12 protein-coding genes are annotated in these 18935 nt (G+C 72.0%); 6 read left to right on the top strand and 6 right to left on the bottom strand.

The genetic code is table 11. The features are described 5' to 3' along the window. Positions 1–41 precede the first annotated feature (41 nt). Positions 42–620, top strand: coding sequence for a TetR/AcrR family transcriptional regulator (locus tag H5411_RS26920; RefSeq protein ID WP_208637486.1), 579 nt, complete (start codon positions 42–44; stop codon positions 618–620). A 215-nt stretch (positions 621–835) separates the two neighbouring features. On the opposite strand, the gene H5411_RS26915 is transcribed toward H5411_RS26920, so the two are convergent. Next, complete coding sequence (locus H5411_RS26915; protein WP_101438952.1) at positions 836–1405, bottom strand: TetR family transcriptional regulator; 570 nt, start codon at positions 1403–1405, stop codon at positions 836–838. Positions 1406–1492: 87 nt separating this feature from the next. On the opposite strand from H5411_RS26915, the gene H5411_RS26910 reads away from it, so the two are divergent. Both H5411_RS26910 and H5411_RS26905 read left to right on the top strand, forming a co-directional pair. After that, complete coding sequence (locus tag H5411_RS26910) at positions 1493–2410, top strand: NADP-dependent oxidoreductase (protein WP_101438951.1); 918 nt, start codon at positions 1493–1495, stop codon at positions 2408–2410. 374 nt (positions 2411–2784) lie between these two features. Further along, on the top strand, positions 2785–3213 hold the full coding sequence (locus H5411_RS26905; protein ID WP_101438950.1) for a DoxX family protein: 429 nt from the start codon (positions 2785–2787) through the stop codon (positions 3211–3213). A 253-nt stretch (positions 3214–3466) separates the two neighbouring features. Here the strand turns inward: H5411_RS26905 and H5411_RS26900 are convergent, their stop codons facing one another. The 4 genes from H5411_RS26900 to H5411_RS26885 form a co-directional block, all read right to left on the bottom strand. Then, positions 3467–3925 (bottom strand): MarR family winged helix-turn-helix transcriptional regulator, encoded by a 459-nt coding sequence (locus tag H5411_RS26900; RefSeq protein WP_101438949.1) that lies wholly within the window; start codon positions 3923–3925, stop codon positions 3467–3469. After that, the gene (locus tag H5411_RS26895) at positions 3922–5280 is read right to left on the bottom strand and encodes an MFS transporter (RefSeq protein WP_183125415.1); all 1359 of its coding nucleotides are present in this window, start codon (positions 5278–5280) and stop codon (positions 3922–3924) included. The genes H5411_RS26900 and H5411_RS26895 overlap by 4 nt, the downstream gene beginning before the upstream one ends. A 237-nt stretch (positions 5281–5517) precedes the next feature. Further along, positions 5518–7194 carry an AMP-binding protein gene (locus tag H5411_RS26890; RefSeq protein ID WP_183125414.1) on the bottom strand — a complete coding sequence of 559 codons (1677 nt, stop codon included), beginning with the start codon at positions 7192–7194 and terminating at the stop codon, positions 5518–5520. Positions 7195–7208: 14 nt separating this feature from the next. Further along, positions 7209–10385 carry a carboxyl transferase domain-containing protein gene (locus H5411_RS26885; RefSeq protein ID WP_220817518.1) on the bottom strand — a complete coding sequence of 1059 codons (3177 nt, stop codon included), beginning with the start codon at positions 10383–10385 and terminating at the stop codon, positions 7209–7211. Between the two features lie 77 nt (positions 10386–10462). On the opposite strand from H5411_RS26885, the gene H5411_RS26880 reads away from it, so the two are divergent. The 3 genes from H5411_RS26880 to H5411_RS26870 all read left to right on the top strand — a co-directional run bounded on the left by H5411_RS26880 (position 10463) and on the right by H5411_RS26870 (position 14550). Then, entirely contained in the window at positions 10463–11098 is a 636-nt protein-coding gene (locus H5411_RS26880) for a TetR/AcrR family transcriptional regulator (RefSeq protein ID WP_208637484.1), read from the top strand. Between the two features lie 264 nt (positions 11099–11362). Beyond that, entirely contained in the window at positions 11363–13162 is a 1800-nt protein-coding gene (gene ggt, locus H5411_RS26875) for a gamma-glutamyltransferase (protein WP_183125411.1), read from the top strand. A gap of 251 nt (positions 13163–13413) precedes the next feature. Next, positions 13414–14550 (top strand): alkaline phosphatase family protein, encoded by a 1137-nt coding sequence (locus tag H5411_RS26870; RefSeq protein ID WP_183125410.1) that lies wholly within the window; start codon positions 13414–13416, stop codon positions 14548–14550. 88 nt (positions 14551–14638) lie between these two features. On the opposite strand, the gene H5411_RS26865 is transcribed toward H5411_RS26870, so the two are convergent. Next, positions 14639–18934 carry an HAD-IC family P-type ATPase gene (locus H5411_RS26865; protein WP_183125409.1) on the bottom strand — a complete coding sequence of 1432 codons (4296 nt, stop codon included), beginning with the start codon at positions 18932–18934 and terminating at the stop codon, positions 14639–14641. Between the last annotated feature and the right edge of the window lies 1 nt (position 18935).

Below are 18935 nucleotides of genomic sequence, written 5' to 3'. Positions count from 1 at the left end.
CTGACTTTAGACCCACTTCAGGTTTAGGTAGACTGCGGGTCGTGGTCAACACGGGACGTCGCGAACGCCGCAAGCTCGAAACCCGGCGACGGCTGGACGAGGTCGCGCTGCGGCTGTTCCTGGAGCATGGCTACGACGGGGTGACCGTCGCGCAGATCGCCGAAGAAGCCGACATCTCCGTCGCGACCCTCTTCGCCCACGTCCCGGACGGCAAAGAAGCCCTGATCTTCGACGACGGCTCGGAACGCCTAGCCGGCATCGTCGCCGCGGTCCGGAACCGCTCCCCGGAGGAACCGATCCTCGCGGCCCTGCACCGGTTCTTCGCCTCCCGCGGCCCGTATTCGACGGACCTCCCGCCGGAACACGCCCCGAAACGGGACCTGATCGTGCGAACACCCGCCCTGCGCGAGTACGCGCGCCGCCTGTGGCATTCCTGCGAACCCGACCTAGCCGCCGCCCTAGCCGACGAGAGCGGCCTCCCACCGGACGCCCCGGCGGTACGTGCCTTGGCGCGGTTCGTGCTGGAAATCCCGGACCTCACCGGCACCGCACCGGATCCCGCCGCCGCACTGGGGTCGGTGTTCGCCCTGCTGGAATCCGGCTGGCCGCCGCGTTCCTGACCTCGACCCCGCCCCTCCCCTTGGGGGCTGCCCATGCCCAGCCTGCTGACCCCACCCGACAAAACCAGCCCGCGAAGGGCGAACTGGCCGCTTGCTCCACAACGTGGACGGGATGTGGAGGACCGGGCGAGCGGCAACAGCGAGCAGCGGTACCCCGCCGCCGGGCAACCACACGGAAGAGATCCCGCCGACCACCACGAGAACGGACAGCATCCTCAGCAGGCGCCACTCACCACGCGCACTTCGGCGAGTACTTGCCGTACCAGCGCACCGAACTCCTCGCCCTCACCCCCGAGGATCCACTCGTCGTGGGCGATTTCCCAGGCGAGCGCGCCCAGTTTTCCAGCAACCCGCGCGGTCCTCCCGGCGACTCCGCGGCGTTCGAGAGCTTCGATCATCGAGTCGACGAGGCCGATCCTTTTCCGCGCTTCGCGTTCCGCCAGTTCCGGATTGGCGTCGAGCACGGCCTGCCGACGGGCGCTGAACTCGCGACGGCCCTCGGTGAAGACCTCCTGGCCGAGCACGTCCAAGGCGTGCGCCACCGCCTCGAGCGGTTCGGCGTCGGGCGGTGCCGCGGCGATGGCGTCGACGAGCAGGCCGGTCAGCGCGCTTTCGCCGAAGAGCACCTCGCGCTTGTCCGGGAAGTACCGGAAGAACGTGCTCTTGGTGAGGCCCGCGCGCTCCGCGATCTCGATCACGGTCGTGTTCTCGTAGCCGTGTTCCTCGAACAGGTCGAGGGCCGCGGCGGCGAGCCGCCCTGGTGCGTCCGGTTGCCAGCGTGCCATGGGGAGAAGTCTACGGGACTTTGTCCCATCACTCGGGTACGGTGGTGATGAGACCAAGTCCCATCACTGGCCGAGGAGAAAAGACCGATGAGCAGAGCTGTCCGTTACCGGCAATTCGGCGGACTCGACGTACTCGAACTCCAGGAGGTGCCCGAACCGCACGCCGGACCGGACGAGGTTCGCGTCCGGGTCACGGCTGCCGGGCTGAATCCGATGGACTGGCAGATCGCCGCCAAGCCCGAAATGGCGGCGCGGTTCGGCATCACCCTGCCGGCCGGGTTCGGCAGCGACTTCGCCGGAGTGGTGGACGAGGCGGGAGCCGAAGCCGCCGGATTCAGCGTGGGCGACCGGGTCCACGGGGCTGCGATCGGCCGGTCCGTCGCGGATTTCGTGCTGGTCAAGACCCCCACCACGACGCTGTGGCGCACTCCGGAGAGCATCAGCGACGAGGTGGCGGCCACGCTTCCGGTAGCCGGGCTGACCGCCTCCGCCGCGCTCGCCGCGATCGGGCTCCGCGCCGGGGACGCCGTCCTGATCGGCGGGGCGGCGGGCGGCGTGGGCATTTTCGCCGTACAGCTGGCGAAACTCGCGGGCGCCCGGGTGCTTGGCACCGCTTCCGAGCGCACATTCGGCTTCCTGCGCGAGCTCGGCGCCGAATCCGTGGCGTACGGCCCCGGCCTCCCGGACCGCGTGCGGGCCTTGGCACCCGAAGGGATCACCGCGGCGACCGACCTGTTCGGCCGGGAAGCAGCCGAGGCCGCGCTCGAACTCGGCGTGGCGCCCGAGCGGATCTCCACCGTCGCCGACGGCCCCGCCTTGCCCGGTGTGCACGCGACGGGCGCGGTCGACGCGAAACCGGGCTCCCTCGAACGGATCGCCGACGTGATCCGTTCCGGAGAACTCACCGTGCCGATCGCGGCGACCTTCCCGGTCGAGCAGTTCCGCGAAGCCGTGACAATGCAAGCCGGACGGCACGTCCACGGCAAGATCGTGGTCACGCTCTGAACCGGTAACACGAGCACCGAATCCGAAGACCAGGTCCGGACCTGGTTTTCGGGACGACGGTTCACCCAAAACGGCTTCGGCAGAATCCCGGCGCAGCCTCGCCTCGTCCGGCGCGATCACCGCCAGCAGACGCCGAGAATCCCATTCCCTTCACCGGACCTGCCCCTTCCCCGAACCGGACGCTCTCCCCTTCACCGGCCGTTACCACAACCGGCGGATCGGGCGGAACCTGACTTTCGCAGGTATCGCCGAGACTCCGGTCACCGGTATACCTGACACCGGTCCAAGAAAGGTCTGGACCACTCTGCGGACCGGTACTGGTGTCCGAACGGACGTCGCCGCCGTCCGCCCGAGTCGTCCTATGGGGAGGCAGCATGCACCGGCTGGACGCGGCACGGGATTACGCGCTCGGTTTGTTCCGCATCGTCGTCGGGTTTCTTTTCGCCTGCCACGGCGTGAAAACCCTGTTCGGGGTGCTCGGCGCGCACGACACGGCGCCGGTGGGCGCCTGGCCGGGCTGGTGGGCCGCGCTGATCCAGCTCGTCGCGGGCGGGCTCGTCCTGCTCGGCGTCGGCACCCGGATCGCGGCGCTGATCGGATCCGGGTCGATGGCGTACGCGTACTTCTCCGTCCATGTGCCGCAAGGGCTTTTCCCCATCGAGAACGGCGGCGAAGCGGCCGCGATGTTCTGCTGGGCACTGCTGCTGCTCGCGTTCACCGGCCCCGGCCGGCTCGCGCTCACCGGGGCGCTCTCGGCACTGCGGCCGCGGGGCGCGCGTGTCGGAGCGGTCCCGCACGCTTGAGGAAACACCCGCCTGTCCCCGGGCGCTGCCAGGAACCTGAGCGGCGTGGCCGCACCGGCTGCTGAGCGTCCACAAAGGACGCCAAGCAATGTCCCTAGTCTTCAGACGGCCCGCCGTCAGCCAGCCCGGACCCGCCAAACCCTTCGCCCCGAGGCGGCCGCGCCCGTCGCACCACTGAAGTTCCTGGCATTGCCGTTAAAGACCGAGGCACAGAAACCGCTGTCGACCCAACCAACCGAAGACCCTCGCCGGTTCAGTGCGGCTGCCCCGATTCCGCCAGCGCGTCGATCGCCCCCACCAGTTCGTTCAACGCGGGCACCGCGGCCGCGATCAAATGCCGCCATGCCGGGTGCACGCCGTCCAGCGCCGCGGCCAGGATCGCGGCGTTGTGCCCCTGCCACCGCTCTACCGCGGCGCGGCCGGTGTCGGTGAGTTCGAGCGCGACCGTCCGCCGGTCGTCGCCGCCGCTGGTGCGGGTGACCAGGTCCCGCGCCCGCAGTCCGGTCACCATCGTGGTCACCGAATTCGGCGCGAGCTTCAGCAATTGCGCGATCCGGCTCGGTCGCGCACCCGGGTTCTCGAAGAGGCAGGACAGCAATTCCAGTTGCGCGACCGACAACGTGTTGTCCGGATCGGCCGTGCGCGCGGCCCGCCGCATGGCGCGCCGGAGCCGGGCGACGACGTCGGCGAGGGCGGGTTCGGGCGCCGTCACCGGGCCTGCCCCGGGCGCGCCGCCAGCCCGGTCGCCGCGGCCAGGACTCCGGCTCCGGCCAGCACTGCCAGCGCCGCCGTTTCCCCGCCGGTGTGCAGGCACAGTGTCACCAGCGCCACGCCCAGCGCCGTCCCCAGTCCGCGCGCCATGTTCACCAGTCCTCCTCCGGTGGCCGACATCCGCGCCGGGATCGCGCTCATGACAGCCGAGTTGTTGGCTGGAATGAACACTCCCAGACCGAGCCCGGCCACCACCAGCGACACGCCCACCTCCCAAGGAGCGGACGCCGGTCCCAGCGCCGCGCATCCGGCCGCCGCGACGAGCGCGCCCAGGACGGTGCGTCCGCGGGAGCCGAGCCGCGCCGGCAGCACCCGGTCGGCCAGCACCGCGGCCACCGCGAACCCGGCGGGAAGGCAGGTCAGCACCGCGCCGATGCCGCCCGCCGTGCCGAGGACCTGCGGCAGCAACGTCAGCGGCCCGAACAGCACGAGGTAGCCGCACAGCGCCCCGGCCAGCCCCAGCGACACCACCGGCGGCCGCAGCACCGACAGCTGCAGAATCGGGCTGCTCGCCGCCTTCTCCCGCAGCACGAATCCAGCCGCCGCGCACACGGTCGCCGCGGCCAGCGCGACGAGCAGCCACCCGGGCATCTCCAGTCCGGACACCCCGGAAATCACCAGCAGCAACGCCGTCGACGCGGTCGCCAGCAGCCCGACGCCTGCCCCGTCGAACCGGCCCAGCGGCGTGCGCTCGCGAGTGCGCGGCAGCAGGTACCGCCCGGCGATCAGCCCGGCGAGCCCGACCGGCGCGTTGACCAGGAAAACCCACCGCCAGCCGACGGTGTCGACCAGTAGCCCGCCCACCGCGGGCCCGAGCGCGAGCCCCAGCGCCTGCGCCGCCGCCTGCACGCCGAGCGCGGCGCGCGCCCGGTCCTCGCGCACGCTGCGCACCACCAGCGCGACACTGTTGGCCTGCAACATCGCCGCGCCGATCGCCTGCACCACCCGGAACGCGACCAGCCAGCCGAGCGTCGGCGCGAGCCCGCACGCCACCGACGCGACAGTGAACACGCCGAACCCCTGCACGTAGGTGAGCTTCCGCCCGACCGCGTCGGCGACCCGCCCGACGGCGGCCAGCAATCCCACCAGCGCGAGCAGATACGCCAGCGACACCCACTGCACGGCGGCCAGCGGAGCCCCGTACTCGTGCTGCAGCGCGGGGAAGGTGAGCGTGACGATGCTGGCGTCGAGCTGCCCCATGAACGCGCCGAAACACACCGCGCCGACGGCGAACCACCCGGCGTTCGGATGATCCCGCACGACCGCCGGCCGAGCCCGCTCGAGGCCGATCGTCACTGCCGCCTCCCGCTCAAGTAGTTCTTCTACAGAACTACTATAGGGGATGTACGTACATATGCCAGACCCGGTATGGTGACGTTTACCTGATCGGCGGGGTGAGATAGGTCGCCTGCCGAGTTAACTGGAGGCAACGACCGCGACGTCGCCAGCCTCGGCCGGCACCGACTCGCTCGGGAACGCGGTTCAGCGCCGCCGCTCTTCGTGGCGACGGGACCGCACGCGGCGGGACAGCGCTCAGCGCTCGTCCGCCAGCCGCTGGGCCCGGTCGGTCAGCTCGACCTTCCGGATCTTCCCGGTGGCCGTCATCGGGAACTCCCCGACCACCTCCACCAACGGCACCTTGTACGGCGCCATCGCCGTCTTCGCCCACGCGCGCAGTTCCGCCGCCGACACCGAAGCGTCCGGGGCGAGGCTCACGAACGCCACCGGCACCTGTCCCGACTCCGGGTCGGCCGCGGGCACCACGGCGGCCGTGCGAACAGCCGGGTGGCGGGTCAGCAGCAGTTCCACCTCCGCCGGGAACACGCTCATCCCCTTCACCTTGATCAGGTCCTTGTCCCGGCCCAGATAGTGCAGGCAGCCGTCCTCGTCGAGGCGGCCGTTGTCGCCCGTGTGCAGCCAGCCGCGGTCCAGCTGCGCGGCCGTCGCGTCGGGGCGGTTCCAGTAGCCGGTCATCACCGACGGGCTGCGCACCACGATCTCGCCCGCCTCGCCGAGCGGAAGCGGGTGCAGCGTCCCGAATTCCACCACCGCGATGTCCGTCCCCGGCATCGGCACCCCGCAGAACACCGGTTCCGCCAGCAGATCCTTGTCCCCTTCGGACATCCCGTACGGCGTCGCGTCGAACGTGTGGGTCTCCGTCATCCCGTACGCCGCCTCGCAGAGCACCGAGTGCGCACCGACCGCCTCGCGCCACGCCGCGCGCACGTCCTGCGTCAGCTTTCGCACGAACGACACCGCCATCGGCATCTTCAGGCTCGACAGGTCGCGCGCCGGGAGGTCGGGATGCTCCAGCAGCTCGAGGTAGTTCTCCACGGTGCCGACCATCGACGTCACGCCGTGCCGCTCGATCGCGGCCAGCGCGGCCCCGGCGTCCCACCGGGTCATCAGGACCGACGTCCCGCCGAGCACGATCGGGTTCAGGATGCCCAGGTCCTCCCCGGCGATCCAGAAGACCGGCAGGTAGCAGAGCGGCACGTACCCGGTCTCGACGGTGTGCCCGGTCGCCGCGGCGGCGGTGGCCGCGGTGTAGAGCATGTGCCGCTGGGTGTGCTGGCAGCCCTTCGGCAACCCGGTCGTCCCGCCGGTGTAGTTCAGGGCCGCCAGGGCGTCGAGATCGGCCGGATGTTCCGGTGCGGGTGCGTGTGCGACCGCTTCCGACCACGGCGTGGCGTCCAGGCCGTCCGGCAGGTCCGGCGCGGTGTCGGACAGCGACGTCACGAGGACCCGCCGCACCTGCGTCTCCGGCAGCGCCGCGACGACCACCGGCAGCACGGAGTCGACCGCGACGAGAACCGTCGCCCCGCTGTCGGCCAGCTCGTGGACGAGTTCGGCGTGCTGGAACATCGGGTTCACCGGCACGTGGACCGCCCCGAGCCGCAGGATCGCCAGCATCGCGACGGTGAACTGCGGGCAGTTCGGCAGGTCGACCGCGACCCGGTCCCCCGGCCGCACTCCCGCCCCGGCCAGCCAGCCGGCCACGCGTGCGACGAGGTCGGCGAGTTCGGCGTAGCTGATGGCCCGGCCCTCGTGAACGATCGCGGCCTGGCCGGGACGCTCCCGCGCCCAATGGTCGACGTGCCCGGGAATGCTCAGCTCGCCGAGCGGCAGCACGAGGCGGTCCGGCGTGTTCGCGGGCCGTACCCGGGCCTGCCGCGCGCGGACGTCGTCGAGGTAGGTCTCGAGATCCATGTCGTGCTCCTCCGTCACCAGGTGTCGATGCGCTTGCGGGGTCCCGGTTTCCGGTCGCGCGGCAGCGCCCGGACGATCCACCGGCGGGTGTCGGCCGGGTCGATCACGTCGTCCATTTCGAACACGGTCGCGGCGGCCAGTGCCTTGCCCCGCTGATAGCTCTCGGCAAGCAGCCGGTCGAACTCCCGCTGTTTCTCTTCGTGGTCGGCGATCGCGTCGAGTTCGCGGCGGTAGCCCAGCCGCACCGCGCCTTCCAGGCCCATCCCGCCGACCTCGCCGCTCGGCCAGGCGACCATCGCCTCCGGCACCCGGAACCCGCCGCCGGCCATCGCCATCGCGCCCAGCCCGTACGCCTTGCGCAGCACGACCCCCACCATCGGCACGGCCAAATGCCCGCCCGCCACGAACATCCGGGCGAACCGGCGCACGGTCGCGGTCCGTTCGGCATCCGGCCCGACCATGAACCCCGGGGTGTCGACGAGCGAGACCACCGGGAGCCCGTGCGCGTCGCACAACTGCAGGAACCGGGCGGCCTTGTCGGCGGCGTCCGCGTCGATCGCGCCGCCGAGGTGCTGGGGATTGTTGGCGAGCAGCCCCATCGGCCTGCCTTCGATCCGCACGAGCGCCGTGACGACGCCCGCCCCGAAACCCTTGCGCAGCTCGAGAACCGAATCGTCGTCGGCGAGCAGCTCGATGGCGCGCCGCACGTCGTAGACCCGGACCCGGTTCTCCGGCACCACGTGCCGCAACCGCCGCTGGTCCGGCGCCGTCCACTCGCGACGGTCGCCCTGGAAGTACGACAGGTACCGCCGGGCCAGGTCCACCGCCTCGGCCTCGTCCGCGGCGACCAGATCGAGCACGCCGTTGGGCTCCTGCACCGAAACCGGCCCGACCTCCTCCGGCCGGAACACGCCGAGGCCGCCGCCCTCGATCATCGCCGGGCCGCCCATCCCGATCGTGGCGTCCTCGGTCGCGATCACCACGTCGCAGACGCCCAGCAGCGCGGCGTTCCCGGCGAAGCACCGGCCCGCCGCGATGCCGACGGTCGGCACGAGCCCGTTCAGCCTGCCCATCGCGGCGAACGTGTCGAGGTCGAGCCCGCCCGCCGTGACGACGTCGGTGTCGCCCGGCCGTCCGCCGCCGCCTTCGGCGAAGAGCACCAGCGGAAGCCGTTGCCGCGCCGCGAGATCCAGCATCCGGTCGGTCTTCTCGTGGTTCATGAACCCCTGGGTCCCGGCCAGCACGGTGTAGTCGTAGGAGAGCACCACGCAGCGCCCGTCGCCGGCGTGCTCGCCGTTGACGGTGCCGATGCCGGCGACCATGCCGTCGGCCGGGGTGTTGGCGATCAAGTCTTCTTCGGTCCGCCGCGCGCGTTGCGCGGCGACCACGAGCGCGCCGTATTCGAGGAAACTGTCGTCGTCGCACAGGTCCGCGATGTTCTCCCGGGCCGTGCGGTGCCCGGTGCGGCGGCGTTTCGCGACCGCCTCGGGCCGCGCCTCGTCGAGCCCGATCCGGTGGCGGGCCAGGACTTCTTCGAGATCCGGGCGCACGTGGCCGGGATCCGGCTCGGCCCGTCCGGCGCTCGCCCCGCCTCCTCCGGCGTCCGCGGTCAGCTCGACGAGCGGCTGCCCGGCCCGCGCGAGGTCTCCCGGTCCGATGTGGACGGTCCGCACCTCGCCCGCGTGCGGCGCGGCGAGGACGTGCTCCATCTTCATGGCTTCGAGCACCACGACCGGGTCTCCGGCCTCGACCCGGGTGCCGGGCTCGGCCACGAACACCACCGAACCCGCGAAGTCCGCCGCCACCGCGTCGCCGTCCGCTTCCGCCTGCCGGTGTTCCGGGACCAGCTCCGCGACATGCTCGTCCACAAAGGACGTAGTCGCCCGGCCGCGGCGGACCTCCTCGCGGGACAGCAGTTCCCGGAGGAAGTCCACGTTCGTCCCCGGTCCGTCGACCCGGACTTCCGCCACCGCCGACCGGGCGGCGTCGAGCGCCGCGGCCAGGTCCGGCGACGGCACGTGCGTGACGATCTTCGCCAGGAGCGAGTCGTACGTCGTCGTCGCGACCGCCCCGGCGTGCGCGGCGGTGTCGACCCGCACCCCCGGCCCGCCGGGCAGGTCCAGCGCCTCGATCCGCCCGGCCGTCGCGTGCGCGGTGCCGTCCGGCCGCAGCTCTTCGAGATTGACGCGGCACTGCACGGCCGTCCCGCGCACCGGCGGGATCCGGTCCTGCTCCAGCCCGAGTTCCGCCAGCGTGGCGCCGGCCGCGATCCGCAGCTGCGCGGCGACCAGGTCCAGCCCGGTGACCGCCTCCGTGACGGTGTGCTCGACCTGGATCCGCGGGTTCGCCTCCAGGAACGCGAACCGGTCCGGGTCGTCCGCGTCGACCAGGAATTCGACCGTGCACAGCCCGCGATACGACACGGCCGCGGCCATCCGGACCGCCGCGTCGCGCAGCCGCTCGCGGCACCCGTCCGGGACCGTACGCGCGGGCGCGACCTCGACCACCTTCTGGTGACGCCGCTGCAGGCTGCACTCCCGGTCCCACACGTGGCTGACCGCGCCCGTGCCGTCGCCGATGATCTGCACCTCGATGTGCCGAGCACGCGGCAGCAGTTCCTCCATGAAGACGGTGTCGTCGCCGAACGCCCGCAACGCCTCGGACCGGCAACGCTCGATCGCGCCCGGCAGGTCGGCCGGGTCGAGGACCCGCCGCATCCCCCGCCCGCCGCCGCCCGCGACGGCCTTGACCATCACGCCGCGTCCCTCGCCGAGGAACGCTTCCGCGCCCGCTGCGTCCAGGCTGGCCCGCAGCACGGGCACGCCGAGTTCGTCGGCGAGCCTCCGCGCATCCGCCTTGTCTCCGAAAGCCCGCATTACCGCCGCGTCCGGCCCGACGAACCCGACCCCGCGCGTCGCGCACAGCTCGGCCAGCGCGGCGCTTTCGGACAGGAAGCCGTAACCCGGATGGAGCAGTTCACAGCCGGTGCGTTCGGCGGCCGCGACGAGCTGTTCCGCGTCGAGGTACGGACGGTCGCCGGCCAGCACCACGACCTCGTCGGCCAAGCGGTGCACCGGTCCGTCGGCTTCCTCGGCGGCCTTGACCGCCACCGCGCGCCATCCGAGCGAGCGGGCGGCGCGCAGGACGCGGAGGGCGATCTCGCCGCGGTTGGCGATGAGAACGGAAGACAAGGGGCACTCCTCGGGACGGGACGGGCCCTCATCCTGCGTTGACATTGACGTCAACGTCAATAGGTATGCTCGCGGCCATGGCATCCGGAACCTGGGCCGTCCGCGAGAAGCTCGACCGCGCCGACAGCGCCACCCGCCACACCCTGCTGGCGGCCGCGCGCCGTGTCTTCGAGACGAAGGGGTTCGCCCTCGCCACCATCGCGGACATCACCCGCGAGGCCGGGGTCGGGCGCGCCACGTTCTACGTGTACTTCGCCGACAAGGAGGAGGTCTTCGCGGTGCTGGCGCACCAGGTGCGCGACCGGCTGGTCGAAGCGCAAGAGCTGACCGGCCTCGACCCGGACGACCCCTGGGCGGTCGCCGCCGCGACGACCACCGCGTATCTCGACGCGTACGCGGACAACCTGTCGTTCCTCACCGTCCTCGACCACCAGGCGATCGCGGACCCGGCGATGGCCGAACTCCGCGAGGAGATCCACGCCCTGCCGATGAAACGGGGCGGCCGCTACATCCGGCGGCTCGCGGAGCGCGGCCTCGCCGACCCCGCCGCGGACCCGGACACCGTCTCGCTCGGCGGCGGCGGGCTCGTCGCCGCCCTCGCCCCCGTGCTGGCCCGGCACCCCGAGCGGCGGGACCAGATCCGCGCCGACCTCACCCGGATGTACCTGCGGCTGCTCGGGCTGCCGCCGGAGAAGCCAGCCGGCCGGCGCTGACACCCCCGGCGCGAATACCGCGCGCCCATCTCACCCGGACGTACCCGCGGCTGCCCGGCTTCCCACCCGAGAAGCCAGCCGACCAGCGCTGACGCCCGGAGCAGACCCCGACACCACAAACCGCGACCGCCGCCGACGGTCGAATGCCGCCGCGCAAACCATGTCATTCCGGCCCCTCGGGTGCTAAACAGAACCCTCTGGTTCCACCGCCTTGCCCGGTGTGTCCGGCGGGGGGTCCGGCCGCACCGTCGAGAAAGGGTTGCCATGCATGTGAAGCGCATCTTCACCTCCACAATGGCCGCCGGGCTCGCCGCCGTCTGCGCGCTGGCCTCGGCGCCCGCGGCGTCGGCGCGACCGGCCCCGCCGAGCACTCCGGTCGCCGACGGGTACGGAGGCGCGGTCGTCTCCGACACCGTCGAGTCCACTCAGGCCGGTATCGACGTCCTGCGTCGCGGAGGCACCGCGGCGGACGCCGCCGTCGCCGTGGCCGCGACGCTCGGCGTGACCGATCCCTACGTCGCCGGCCTCGGCGGCGGCGGGTACTTCGTCTACTACGACGCGGCGACCAAGACCGTGTCCACCATCGACGGGCGCGAAACCACTCCGGCCGGCGACTCGTCGACGATGTTCATCGACCCGGCCACCGGCAAGCCCTACGCCTTCGAGACCGCCGTCGAAAGCGGCCGCTCCGTCGGCGTCCCCGGCATGCTCGCCACGTGGCAGCGGGCGCTGCAACGCTGGGGCAAGTTCAGCCTCGCCGACAACCTCAAGCCCGCCGAGAAGGTCGCGCAGCACGGGTTCGTCGTCACCCCCGAATTCGAGAGCCAGACGCAAGGACTGGCCACGAAACTCGGCCACTTCTCCCCCAGCGCCCAGCTGTTCCTGCCCGGCGGTTCCGCACCGAAGGCCGGTTCCGTGATGCGCAATCCCGATCTCGCCGCGACCTACCGGCAGATCGAACGCGAGGGCGTCGGTGCGTTCTACGGCGGTTCGATCGGCAAGGACCTCGTCGACACGGTGCAGAAGCCGCCCGTCGCGCCCGGTGCCGGAATCACGCCGATGACCGGACCGATGCAGGTGTCGGACCTGCGCGCGTACCGTGCGCTCGACACCGCGCCGACGCACGTCAACTACCGGGGTTACGACGTCTACGGCATGGCTCCGTCCTCCAGCGGCGGGATCACCGTCGGCGAGTCGCTCAACATCCTCGGCAACTTCAACCTGTCCACAATGGACCGGGTACAGGCGCTGCACCACTACCTCGAAGCGACCCGGCTCGCCTTCGCCGACCGCAACCGGTACATCGGCGACCCGCGCTACGTGAACGTGCCGGAGCAGCAGCTCCTGTCGAAGAGCTTCGCCGCGACGCGCGCGTGCAAGATCGACCCGACCAAGGCCGGGGTGAGCCCGGTGGCTCCCGGCGACCCGTACGCCACCGGCCAGGGCTGCACGACGGCCCCGGCGGCGTCGGCGGACAGCAACGAGCAGCACACGAACCACTTCGTCGTCACCGACCGGCGCGGCAACATCGTGTCCTACACGAACACGATCGAACAGCTCGGCGGCAGCGGCATCACCGTGCCGGGCCGCGGGTTCCTGCTGAACAACGAGCTGACCGACTTCAACTTCGCCCCGACGCAGGGCTCGGCCCCGGACCCGAACCTGCCCGCGCCGGGCAAGCGGCCGCGTTCCAGCATGTCGCCGACGATCGTGCTGCACGACGGCAAGCCGTTCCTCGCGGTCGGTTCGCCGGGCGGCGCGACGATCATCACGACCGTCCTGCAGATCCTCGTCAACCGGATCGACCTCGGGATGACGCTGCCGGACGCGATCGCCGCCCCGCGCGCCTCGCAACGGAACGCGGCCACCACGGACGCTGAACCGGCGTTCCTCGCGCAGCCGACGACGAAGGGCTTGGAGGCGCTGGGCCAGAGCTTCAAGAACGCGGGCAGTATCGGCGTCGCGGCGGGCATCGAGTTCCTGCCGCACGGCGAGCTCCTCGCCGCCGGGGAACCGTCGCGCCGCGGCGGGACCTCCGCCGCCGTGCTCTCCCCAGGGCACTGACGCCGTCCGGCCTGCCGCCTCGCCAGGCGGCAGGCCGGATGTCCCGGCTCGAGCGACCACAGCCGGACACCGGGCGCGAACCCGGCGAAGGACTCGTTCGGCGCACTGCGCGATAACCCGGGCGGCACAACGGGATCCGTTGGTCTGATCGGGGTTTCGGGTGGCCGCGGCGCCCGCGACGGGCGATCATGCAGCGGAACCGGCCCGCCGGAGAACCCGGCCGGGCCCAGCCGCACGCCGAAAGGGATGCCATGGCCGCCAGCCCGGTCGAGCACGTCGTCGTCCTGGTCCAGGAGAACCACACCACCGACAACTATTTCCGGTCCATGGCGGCGTTCGGCGCGAACGTCGCGACCGGCTGGCCGACCTCGCCCAATCCGCCCGCGTCGGACCAGCCGCACGACCGCAAGGCCTACTACCGCTGGCTGACGAAGCAAAGCACCGGCGCGCACGTCCAGTTCGACACCGTCGCCGATCTGCCGTTCTACGCCTGGCTCGCGGCGAGCGGCGCGTTCGTCGAGAACCACTGCGCCGGCTACGGCACCAACTCGACGCCGAACCATCTGCTCATCGTCGGCGGCCAGACCCCCACGCTGCGCAACCCGCCCAGCAGCAAACCCCAGCCGGTGTGGGACCTGCCGTCGCTGCCCGGACTCGCCGGCGACCACGGCGTGAGCTGGAAGGCCTACACCGGAACCAGCGGCTATCCGGTCGAGTTCTACCAGCAGCTCAAGGGGTCGCCGAACATCGTGCGGTCCGATCAGATCATCGCCGACGCCAAGGCGGGCGCGCTGCCGGCGCTGTCCATGGTCTGGCACGACTCGCCGTATGACGAGCACCCGCCCGCGAACGTGAGCCAGGGCGAGGACAAGGTGTGGCAGGTCGTCGACGCGATCGTGCAAGCCGGTCTCTGGAACTCGACGGTCTTCCTGCTGACCTGGGACGACTGGGGCGGCTACGACGACCACGTGGCCACGCCGAACGTCGAGATCACCCCGGACGGCGTCCAGCTCGCCTACGGCCCGCGCGTGCCGCTGCTGATGTTCGGCGGCCGGGTCCGGCCGGGCATCGACCACCGCTGGTCGTGGCATCCGAGCATCCCGAAGACCGTGCTGGACCTGCTGGGCCTGCCGAAACTCGGCGTGCCCCGCGTCGACGACGACCACGGCCTGGCCGACCTCGTCGACGTCTCCGGCAGCGCCAAGCTGAATCCCCCGCCGCCGGCGCACGGCACCGCGATCACCCAGCCCGCGCCGCCGAAACCCACCCCCACGCCAACGCCGGTGCCCCCGCCGCCGGTCGCCAAACCCGCGCCGGTCGGGCCGATCCTGCTCCGCGGCGGCGGCACCCTGCCACCGCCGAACGACGTCCCGCTGACCGTCCACTGAGGACTGATCGCCGCACGCTCGGCTTCCCGCGATTTGCCCGGCGTGCGGCGATTTCCGTCCCTGACTGGCGTTGCTGTCCGGATTCCGCTCAGTCCGCCCGGTCCCATTGCCGTTCGACCAACGCGCCCAGCACCGAAGACGACGCTGCCGAGCCCAGCGCAATCGTCCAGCCGACCGGACCCAGCGGGGTACAGCCGAAGAATCCGCTCACCCCCGGCGTCTGGATCACCAGCGCCAGCACCGCCGCCGAACCCAGCGATGCGGCCAGAATCGTCCGGTTCGCACCTCCGCTCAGGAGCGTCTGGGCCAGCTGCGTACCGACCAGCCCAGCCAGCGCGACGGTGCTCGCGCGGCGGCGACGGCCGGTGAACCGCGCCAGGGTCCACGCCGTCGTCGCGCCGAGAGTGGTCGTGCCAGCACGCAAGCCGATCTGCCTGCGCAGCGCCGAGCCGAGCGAGGTCTCCGGGCCTTCGCTGAGCAGGTCCGCCTCGCCGTCCGGGCGGCGCAGCGCGATCGCCAGCGCCGGAGCCAGATCGGTGAGCAGATTGACCAGCAACAACTGCCGCGCGGTCAGCGGCGACCGGCCGGTGATCGCCGAGCCCAGGACGCTGAACGCGATTTCGCCCAGGTTCCCGCCCAGCAGGACGGCCAGCGCTTCGCGCACCGACGCCCACATCGCGCGGCCCTCGACCAGCGCGGCGATGATCGTCTCGAGCCGGTCGTCGGTCACCACCAGGTCGGCGGCGGCCTTCGCGGCGGGGGCGCCGTGCTCGCCGAGCGCGATCCCGACGTCGGCCAGCCGGATCGCGGGCGCGTCGTTCGCGCCGTCGCCGGTCATCGCCACGGTCCGCCCGAGCCGCTGATAAGCCTTGATGACCCGCACTTTCTGCGCCGGACTGCACCGGGCGATCACGTCGACGTCGCGCAGCGTCTCGGCCAGCTCGTCGTCGTCCAGTTCGTCCAGGTGCGCACCGGTCACCACGGTCAGGTCGGCCCCGTCCTCCGCGACCTCCCCGGCGATCGCCTCGCCGGTGTCCGGGTGGTCGCCGGTGATCATCACGATCTGCACTCCGGCCGCCCGCAGTTCCTCCGCCGCGGGAGCCGCGCTGCCGCGCACCGGATCCGCGATGGCCACGAAACCCCGGAATTCCAGGCCCCGCACCGCGTCATCGTCCATTGTGGACTTGTCCAGCGGACGTTCGGCGACAGCGAGCACGCGCTGCCCGGCGGACGCGAGCTTTTTCATCCGCCGCACCAGATTCTTGCGCTCCGAGGATTCCATCCGGCATTGGGGCAGCACCGCTTCCGGCGCGCCTTTGACGCTGACCCGGTTTCCGCTGTCAGTGCGGCCGAGCACTGCGTGGTAGCCGCGCGAGGGTTCGAACGGCACCGAATCCAGCGGTTCCCAGTTGGTGCGCTCCGCGTGCTCGGCGGACTCCAGCACCGCGCGGTCGGTCGCGTGCGGCAGTTCGGACGGGTCGTCCGCGTGCGGGGTCGCCCGGACCGCGACCGCCAGCACCGCGCGCAGGCTGTCGGTCAGGTCGGGCACGCGACGACGCTCCTTGCCGTCGTCGATTTCGTTGACCGTCAGCTTTCCCTCGGTGAGCGTGCCGGTTTTGTCGAAGCACAGCACGTCCACCCGGCCGAGCGCTTCGATGCTGCGCGGGTTGCGCACCAGCGCATTGTGCTCGGCGAGCCGTCGCGCGGCGGCCAGCTGAGCCGCGTTCACCAGGAACGGCAACCCTTCCGGCACGGACGCCACGGCGAGGTTGACCGCCGCCGACATGCTCTGCCGCAAGGGAACTCCGCGCAGGAGCCCGGCACCGGCGACCGCCACCGCCGACCCCAGCGCCAGCGGCATCGCGTTCCGCGTGAGTTCGGCCAGCCGCGCGTCCACGCCGGTGGTCGGCGCGTTCTCGCGGGCGAGCGCCATGCTTCGGCCCGCTTCCGTGTCGTCCCCGGTCGCGACGACGACCGCCTTTGCCTGCCCGGCCGCGACAGTGGTGCCCTCGAACAGCATCGACGTGCGATCAGCAATATCGGCTGCCACCACCGGGGCAGGATCCTTTTCCACCGGCAGGGATTCTCCGGTCAGCGACGATTCGTCCATTTCCAGTCCGCTCGCCGACAACAGCCGGCAGTCAGCGGGCACCACGTCGCCGGCGTCGAGCGCGACCACGTCGCCGGGCACGAGTTCGCCCGCTTCCACCGTGCGTTCCGTCCCGTCGCGCACGACGACGGCCGTGACGGCGGACTTGCTCAGCAGTTCCGAAAGCTCCCGTTCGGTGCGGACCTGCTGGACGCTGCCGATGAAGGCGGACAGCGCCGTGACACCGGCCACCAGCGCCGCGTCGACCGGCGAGCCGACCGAGGCCGAAAGCGCCGCCCCGCCCAGAAGGACCGGCGTGAGCGGATTCTCTAGTTCGGCCAGGAACGCGCTGGCCAGGCTCGTGCTCCCGGCCGCGGCCTCTCCCCCGCGAACGCGACTGGCGGCTTCCTTCTCGGACAGTCCGCCGTGATCGCTGTTCAACTGGTCGAGCACGATGTCGGCGGGCATGAGATGCCACGGCACTGCTGTCACGCCCATCGCCGGAGCACGAAGCCCGCGCGCACGCCGATGCGCGTTCGCGACCGCGATGGCCGCGCCGCCGTCCACTGCGCGCCGGCTCCGCGCCGTCGGACTCTTCCGGCCCGGCTGCAGCGCCGCGACGGCCCCGACCGCGGTCGCCCCAGCGGCGAGCCGGATGCTCTCCTGGTTGACCTGCCGGGCCACCGCCACCGCCTCGACCAGCAGACCGGCGCTCGTCAGGTCGTCGCCGACGAGCACGTGCGCGCCCCACGGCGGCGGTTCCCCGCCCTGGTGCACCCCGATACCGCAATCGGCGGCGCCGAGCGCGCGGCGGTCGGCCGAGATCAGCAGGACCACGTGCCCGTCGCACTGCAGTTCCCGCACTGAGGCGGCGAGCCGCGCGCCGCCCGGCACGGTCCGGTCGGCCGGGAACGAGGGCTCCTCGCCGTCGGCGGCGACCACCGGCAACCCAGCGCGACGCGCGGCCGAGACGAGTGCGGTCACGCCCGGCGGCGTCTCCCGGCGCAACCCGAGGACCGCCTCCAGCCGGTCACCGTTCATCAGGCCCAGCAACGCGCTTTCGTTCGCGAGTTTTTCCCGTTCCGCCTTGCCCTGCTCGCCCACGTCCAGCTCCCGGACCGGAGCGAGCCGCCATCCGTCGGCGCGCTGGTCCGCACGCGGCTGTTTCGGGTCGAACAATCCCCAGATCCGCTCGGCCGCGCCGTGGTCCTCCCCGATCAGGACCAGTTCGTCGGGGACCATCCGCCCGGTGTCCAGAGCCTCTTCGTCGAGCACCACGACGTCCGCCTCGCCGATTTGGCGCAGTGCCGCCCGATCCATCATGAGCGCGCCGCGTTTCGCCAGCACCCGTCCGAGATGCGCGCCGAACGCCGCACGACCGGCCTCCGCGGCCTTCGGCAGAGCAGCGAACCCGACGCCGGCCGCACGCCGCGGCCCGAACGGCGCCATGACCGCGGCGGCCGCCGCCCCGGCCGCGAGCACCTTCCGTTCGTAGCTTTCCACGCTGCCGTCCGGGACCGGGCACGGCCGCTCGACCGCGACCGGGTCCGCGGCCGCGTCGTCCGGCCCGGTGATCAGCTTGTTTTCGCTTTCACACCAAGCCTTTTCGTGCGCCCGGGCCTCCCGCCACTGTTCGATCCGCTGAGCGGCGTCGAGCATCGTGCCCTCGCCGCCGCCGGACGCGAGCCCCTGCCCGAGCGCCGCGGCGATCGACGTCGCGGAATCCGCCCGCTCGTGGCTGCCCGACCGGGTGGCGGCGAGGGCCCGCAGCTTCGGGTGCAGATCGATCACGGTGGGCAGCGCGGCTATTTCGTCCGGCAACGGCGCCCACGGCAGCACCTTGGTGATCGCGGACAACCCCAGCCCCGCCGCGTGCCCGGCCAGCGTGGGCAGCAGCCGGGTGCCGCGCACCCCGTCGGCCGGATGGTGCAATTCCTCCTCGGCCGCCTGTTCCTCGGCCTCCTCCGGCATCTTCTCGGCCCGCTCGACGACGGCGACGAGGGCGGCCGGCTCCGGCGCCGGGTCCTCCACCTCGACGATCACCCGGGAGGACGGCGCGTTGACCCGCGCCCAGCGCACCCCCGGTTCCTTCTCCAGCTCCCGCTCGATCCGCCGCGCGACCAGCTGTCCGCCCGCCGCGTGCACTCCGTGGGCCTCGATGTGCAACCTGCCGGGACACGACCACGTCCGGCGCCGCCCCGGCCCGAGAACCAGGCCCGCCGCCCCGCGGACCATCCCCAGGACAGCACCAGCGGTCGACAACGGCCCCGGAACACGCACGTTGAGAATCCTCATG

The sequence above is a fragment of the Amycolatopsis echigonensis genome (assembly GCF_014174495.1).
GTDB classification, from domain to species: Bacteria; Actinomycetota; Actinomycetes; order Mycobacteriales; family Pseudonocardiaceae; genus Amycolatopsis; species Amycolatopsis echigonensis.
Note: the sequence above shows the minus strand (reverse complement) of the source record. Positions and strands in the feature narration are given on the sequence as shown.

Coding starts and splice junctions, on each gene's coding strand:
- H5411_RS26890 (WP_183125414.1), bottom strand. CDS start 7,194: ATGGATCTCGAGACCTACCTCGACGACGTCCGCGCGCGGCAGGCCCGG.
- H5411_RS26915 (WP_101438952.1), bottom strand. CDS start 1,405: ATGGCACGCTGGCAACCGGACGCACCAGGGCGGCTCGCCGCCGCGGCC.
- H5411_RS26910 (WP_101438951.1), top strand. CDS start 1,493: ATGAGCAGAGCTGTCCGTTACCGGCAATTCGGCGGACTCGACGTACTC.
- H5411_RS26880 (WP_208637484.1), top strand. CDS start 10,463: ATGGCATCCGGAACCTGGGCCGTCCGCGAGAAGCTCGACCGCGCCGAC.
- H5411_RS26865 (WP_183125409.1), bottom strand. CDS start 18,934: ATGAGGATTCTCAACGTGCGTGTTCCGGGGCCGTTGTCGACCGCTGGT.
- ggt (WP_183125411.1), top strand. CDS start 11,363: ATGCATGTGAAGCGCATCTTCACCTCCACAATGGCCGCCGGGCTCGCC.
- H5411_RS26905 (WP_101438950.1), top strand. CDS start 2,785: ATGCACCGGCTGGACGCGGCACGGGATTACGCGCTCGGTTTGTTCCGC.
- H5411_RS26870 (WP_183125410.1), top strand. CDS start 13,414: ATGGCCGCCAGCCCGGTCGAGCACGTCGTCGTCCTGGTCCAGGAGAAC.